The organism is Sulfuricurvum sp. RIFOXYD12_FULL_44_77 (assembly GCF_001830725.1).
Lineage (GTDB): Bacteria > Campylobacterota > Campylobacteria > Campylobacterales > Sulfurimonadaceae > Sulfuricurvum > Sulfuricurvum kujiense_A.
Genome location: NZ_MIBU01000149.1, coordinates 1 through 5,907, shown reverse-complemented (window position 1 = coordinate 5,907; position 5,907 = coordinate 1). Strand labels below are relative to the sequence as shown.

Annotated in this window: 7 protein-coding genes; all 7 read left to right on the top strand. The window is 45.4% G+C overall.

Translation table 11 applies throughout. The annotated features are described in order from the left end of the window. Window positions 1–125: 125 nt before the first annotated feature. Window positions 126–788 (top strand): response regulator transcription factor, encoded by a 663-nt coding sequence (locus A2517_RS06255; protein WP_294895203.1) that lies wholly within the window; start codon window positions 126–128, stop codon window positions 786–788. Further along, window positions 785–2,083 carry an ArsS family sensor histidine kinase gene (locus A2517_RS06250; protein ID WP_294895201.1) on the top strand — a complete coding sequence of 433 codons (1,299 nt, stop codon included), beginning with the start codon at window positions 785–787 and terminating at the stop codon, window positions 2,081–2,083. The genes A2517_RS06255 and A2517_RS06250 overlap by 4 nt, the downstream gene beginning before the upstream one ends. Further along, window positions 2,084–2,851 carry a 5'/3'-nucleotidase SurE gene (gene surE / locus A2517_RS06245; RefSeq protein ID WP_294895199.1) on the top strand — a complete coding sequence of 256 codons (768 nt, stop codon included), beginning with the start codon at window positions 2,084–2,086 and terminating at the stop codon, window positions 2,849–2,851. Beyond that, window positions 2,848–3,486 carry a tRNA threonylcarbamoyladenosine dehydratase gene (locus tag A2517_RS06240; RefSeq protein WP_294895198.1) on the top strand — a complete coding sequence of 213 codons (639 nt, stop codon included), beginning with the start codon at window positions 2,848–2,850 and terminating at the stop codon, window positions 3,484–3,486. Before surE ends, A2517_RS06240 begins: the two co-directional genes overlap by 4 nt. Before the next feature lie 35 nt (window positions 3,487–3,521). Further along, window positions 3,522–5,276: a GGDEF domain-containing protein gene (locus A2517_RS06235; RefSeq protein ID WP_294895196.1), complete on the top strand. Its 1,755-nt coding sequence runs from the start codon at window positions 3,522–3,524 to the stop codon at window positions 5,274–5,276. 50 nt (window positions 5,277–5,326) lie between these two features. After that, on the top strand, window positions 5,327–5,824 hold the full coding sequence (gene greA / locus A2517_RS06230) for a transcription elongation factor GreA (RefSeq protein WP_294895194.1): 498 nt from the start codon (window positions 5,327–5,329) through the stop codon (window positions 5,822–5,824). Beyond that, a partial coding sequence (locus A2517_RS06225) for a hypothetical protein (RefSeq protein WP_294895205.1) occupies window positions 5,811–5,907 on the top strand: 97 nt, incomplete at its 3' end. The genes greA and A2517_RS06225, both read left to right, overlap by 14 nt.

The following is a 5,907-nucleotide window of genomic DNA, read 5'->3' as shown; positions in this document are numbered from 1 at the left end:
TAAATACTTCGGGTATCTGTTTCTCTTCACCACGATTGTTGCTTACTCGCTGGCGTATGTTGCGTATCATCTGGTGTTGTGGCTGAGTTAGGTAATCATTAACCACACTTTGTTACAATACGCTTATGAGTAAAATATTAATGATAGAAGACGATCTCGAGCTTGCCGAGATCCTCACCGAATTTTTAGAACAGTACCAATTCGATGTAACGACGGAAGATGATCCGTTCAAAGCGCTGAGCATTCTCAAATTAGAGAAATTTGATGCGGTCATTTTGGATTTAACCTTACCGGGTATGGATGGGTTGGAGGTATGCGAAGCGATCCGCGCGCGCCAGAATATCCCCATTATCATCTCCTCAGCTCGTTCCGATGTCACCGATAAAATCAACGCACTCGAACTCGGTGCGGACGATTATCTCCCAAAACCCTACGATCCGAGAGAACTAGAGGCCCGTATCCATTCGGTATTGCGCCGATACGATGCCGCTTCGGAACTCGCACTTCAGAACGATTGTGATTTTAAACTCAATGAATCCGCGATGCAAATCAGCTATAAAGGGCGGCCGCTTGAATTCACCAATGCCGAGTACGGGATTTTGGCCCATATGATAAAAAAGCAGGGGATGGTTGTTTCGAGAGAAGATTTGATTCACAACGTGAGTGCGATCAATGAAGACTCCTCCAACAAAAGCATCGACGTGATGATGGGACGTATCCGTAATAAGCTTGGGGATAAATCCCTTATCGAATCGATTCGTGGCATCGGCTACAAACTTCTAAAATGATTAAAAACAATGCGGTTCTTGCAACCGTTGTTTTCGCGATGGTGGTGACCGTATCGAGTGTCAGTTATACCTTCTATCAGCTCTATGAAACGAACCGAGCCAAACATATTGACAACATTTTCACCAAACACTCTCTCATCAGTCAAATCTATCATACGTATATTATTAAACAGACGTCTCAACCGATGTTTGAAGCCAATTTGGCACTCTATGATCTTGAAGAGATAACCGATGAGACGGCGTATGAGACGATAATCCGTCAAGGGAGAGTTCTGAAAAGTGACGGAAACGGGGATGAAATGATGGAGGAGTATGCTCTTTCAGATTTTCCTCTTGAAACTCACGTAGCCCAGCAGGTTATTACATCAATGATCGAGCATCGAGGTCATATCTATTTTTGGGTTGAATCTTCCCGTCACAGTGTATTGCTTGAAGATCGGAGTATCGAGCCTTATCGTCCGGTCAATCTTCTTTCAGCGTATGGGACGATTATGGCGATTTTGCTCGTCTCATTTGCCCTTATTATTTATCGTTTGCGCCCTTTGCGCCGTTTGCGAAAACAAATTGCCCGTTTCGGAGAAGGGGATATGGGGGTGCGATTCCGTACCGATGGGAGCGATGAGATAGCTCTTATCGCCAACGAACTCGATTCGACCCAAAACAAAATCCGATCCCTTATCGAGTCTCGTACCCTATTTTTGCGCAATATTATGCATGAACTTAAAACCCCTATTGCCAAAGGGCGGATTGTTGCAACGATGCTGAGTGATGAGAAACAGCGAGGGCGGTTTGAAGGGATTTTTGAGCGTCTTGAATCATTGATCGGAGAGTTTGCACTGCTCGAAGAGATTACATCCGGAAACCAATACCATGAGAAAAAAGAGTATCGGCTTATCGATATCATCGACGGCGCCATCGATCTTGCGATGGTAGAGTATGAAGCGGTTGATCGTCATATTGATGCATCGATCAAAGTTGAAGCCGATTACCGTCTTTTTGTAACGGCAGTGAAAAATTTGATCGATAATGCGATCAAATACTCTCCCGAAAAAAAGATGGAGATTTGGATGGAAGAGGGGGAGATCATTTTCGCGAATGAGGGTGAACCGCTCAAGAAACCGTTGAGCTATTACATCGAACCTTTTACGAAAGAGCATCCGACCAAAGACAGTTTTGGATTGGGGCTTTATATCGTCGATGCGATTTTAAAAGAGCACGATTATGTTCTTGCGTATGAGCGGCGAGAAAACCGCAACTGTTTTATTTGTGTCCCTGTAAAAACCAAAAGGAAATAGATGAAGAAAATTTTGATCACCAATGATGACGGATATGAATCGGCAGGACTTTTAGCCCTCATCGAAGCATTGGACGGACTAGGACAAATCACGGTTGTTGCCCCCTCGACGGAGAAATCGGCGTGCGGACACTCGCTGACGTTGACACGTCCTCTTAGTTTTATCAGTGTCGGGGATGATTTTTATAAACTCGATGACGGAACGCCCAGCGATTGTGTCTATCTTGCACTCCATTCCCTTTTCGAAGAGTCCAAACCCGATTTGCTGATTAGCGGGATTAACAAAGGCTCCAATATGGGTGAGGATATTACCTATTCGGGAACCGCAGCGGCAGCGATGGAAGCGGTACTCCATAGTGTTCCGGCAATTGCTATCTCACAGGTGATGGATTTTACCCAGCCACTCGGCGATTTTGCATTGGCGAAACAGGCGATCCGCCATCTGGCAGAGAAAATTTTGACCGGAGACTTTCCGCTGAACGAGCGCGAATTTCTCAATGTGAATATCCCGCACGATGTTAAAGAACTGGAGTTTGCCGTTACGTATGCGGGGTATCGCTATTATGCCAATGACGCTCACCTCCATCGTAATCCGCGCGGAATGGAATACTACTGGCTCGGACTCCATCCTCTTGAGTATAAGCCGCGCGAAAAACGGGAGGCACTCTGTGATTTTGAAGCAATTGAGGCGGGGAAAGTGTCTCTGACGCCGATCAAACTCGACATGAGCGCCTATAAATCGATGCAGCAATTACGAGAGTGGCTGTGAGACATACCCGTACTAAACTCGTATTCGGCGAAGAGAATTTTGAAAAGTTCCATGATGCCAAAATTCTCCTCCTCGGTGTCGGCGGTGTCGGGAGTTTCTGTCTCGACTGCCTTTACCGCTCAGGGGTACGTGACATCACGATCATCGATTTCGATTGCTACGATGTGACAAATCAAAACCGTCAAATGCACTCGGAAATGCACGAGGGGGAGTTGAAAGTCGAAGCACTCAAAACCCATTACCCCGAAGTGATAGCAATTGCCGAAAAAATCACCCCCGAGTGGGTCGAGGCGTTTGATTTTGAGCCCTATGATCTTATCCTCGATGCAATTGACGATATGCGTGCCAAACTCGCGTTAATCCAAAAATGCTACCCCAAACTCATCTCCTCCGTCGGTTCGGCAAAACGGCTTGACCCGACGAAGATCGAAGTACGCTCCATCTGGAAAACCGAAGGAGACCCCTTTGCTTCTAAAATCCGAAATGAACTGCGTAAACGTAAATTCAAAGGGGATTTTAGTTGTATTTGCAGCTCTGAGCTTCCCCGAATCAAAGAAAAAGGGAGTTTTGTCGCCGTGACGGGAGCATTCGGTCTGGCAATGTGTTCGTTGGCTCTGCGAAAAATAGCTTTGTAACCTTCTTGTGATACGAGCGGTTTATACTCTCTATCATGGAACCTCTTCACCCCCTTTATCATCACTATTTGGAAGTCTTGGATGTGGCATTTCAGCCGATCGTTGATATCCATTCCGGAGCTATTTTCGGTGTAGAAGCTTTGCTTCGCGGAACCGATACTCTCGGATTTGAAACGATTTTCTCTTTTTTTGACCGTTTGTACGAGGAAAATATCCTTTATTCGTTTGATTTGCGTCTTCGAGAGAAGGTGATGGAAAAGTTTTGTTTGATCGAAGGGTATGAGACTCTCAAACTTTTTTACAATCTTGATAACCGCGTACTCGAGATGACCGATTTTTCGAAAGGAAATACCTTTCGTCTCCTTGAACGCTATAACCTCGATCCCAAAGCGATCGTATTTGAACTCTCAGAACATAATGAAATACTCAATCTTGATCATTTTACGAAATTGATGCACCATTACGGCGACGAGGGATTTTGTATCGCGATCGATGATTTTGGGATCGGGCAGTCCGGGTACAAACTGCTCTATCATTGCACTCCCAATATTATCAAGATTGATCGGTTTTTTCTGACGGATATCGACAAAGACCCTAAAAAAAAGCTCCTTGCTCGAAATATGGTTCAGCTCTCCACGTTGCTGGGATGCCGTGTCGTAGCTGAGGGAGTTGAGAGTGAGCGGGAACTTTTGGTATGTAAAGAGATCGGATGTCATATGGTACAGGGGTATTTTATTCAGCGTCCCACACTGGATTGTTCCCTTATTGTCAAAAAATACCTCCTAAACGGAACCAATTTAGTGGAAGAGAAACGCTCGTTGGGAAATCAAAAAATTATTTTAAAACGGCTTGAGCCACTTAAGTCCATTACTATTAATGATTCGATGGAAACCTTGCTCGATTTACTGAATGAAAAAGGGACCTATCTCGTTCCCGTTGTGGATGGAGCGATGCACCCCTTAGGGATTATCCATGAACACAAGCTCAAAGCGATCGCCTGTTCCCCTTATGGGCGCTCACTAACCCAAAATCGCTCTTCCAACCTCTCGACACTGGAAACCTACATCGAACCGATCCCCGTGGTCGATTTGACAATGCCGCTTGAGACGATGATCGAACTCTTCTCCCTTTCCCAAAATGCTCCGGGTGTGTTGGTTGTGGAGTCCTCACGCTATATTGGGTATTTGAGTGCACGCGAAATGATCGAAGTGGTACATGAGCGCAATCTTATCCGAGCCCGTGATGAAAATCCCCTCACCCGTCTTCCGGGAAATTTCAGAATAAACGAATACATCGCGTATGTGATCGAAAGCGGTGCCGAAGCAGTATTGACCTATTTTGATTTTGATCATTTCAAACCCTATAACGATTATTACGGGTTTCGAAACGGAGATCGGGTGATCTTGCTGTTCGCCGAACTAATGCAGAAAGTTCTATGCAACGACTATTTTAAAGGGCACATCGGAGGGGATGATTTTTTTGTGGGGGCAATTTTGGATGAGACCCATACGTTTGAGAAAGTATGCGGCGAGATTGAGCGATTGATAGCCGCTTTCAGTGATGAGGTAAGAGCGTTTTATGAGCCCTCAGATCGTGAACGGGGCTTTATTCTCGGAGAAGATCGAGAGGGGAATAAACGGGAGTTTAAACTCCTTGGTGTGAGTGCCGTTGTCGTCCGTATGGGAAAGGATGAATCGATCACCTCAAGCGAACATCTTCAGCGAACTTTCGCCATGGAGAAAAAAACCGCAAAAAAATCACCTAATCATATGAGTATCATCGGTGATTGAGACGATAGCTTTGGTATAATGCCTTTTATTATCAATCTTCGGAGTTAACTGTGGAACAAAAAGAACCCATGACCAAATACGGGTTTCAGCGTCTTAGCGATGAGCTGAATACCCTAAAAAATATAGACTTGCCGGCCGTTAATGTTGAAATTGATCGTGCCAAAGAGTACGGAGATTTAAAAGAGAATTCCGAGTATCACGCCGCACGTGAAAAACAAGCTTTCATCGGAACCCGTATCGCTGAACTGGGTGAGGTGATTTCACGTGCGCAGATCGTGGACCCGAGTGAGCTTGAACATGCTCGTGTCAGTTTCGGCTCTACCGTGGTGCTATCCGATTTAGACAACGACCAAGAGGTCACCTATACCATCGTCGGCGGATGCGAAAGCAACCCTGAGCGAGGTCTTATCTCGTTTAACTCACCGCTGGCAAAACAGCTTTTGGGTCGCGTAGAGGGAGATGAATTGAATGCAAAACTCCCCGGCGGAACCAAAAACTTTGAAGTGCTTGAAGTGAAATATCAGGAGATCGTGTTTGAAAGCCATTAACGTCGGAATCATTGGAGTCAGCGGTTATACGGGTTTAGAACTCGTGAAAATGCTCATTACTCATCCGATTTTCAATCTACTTT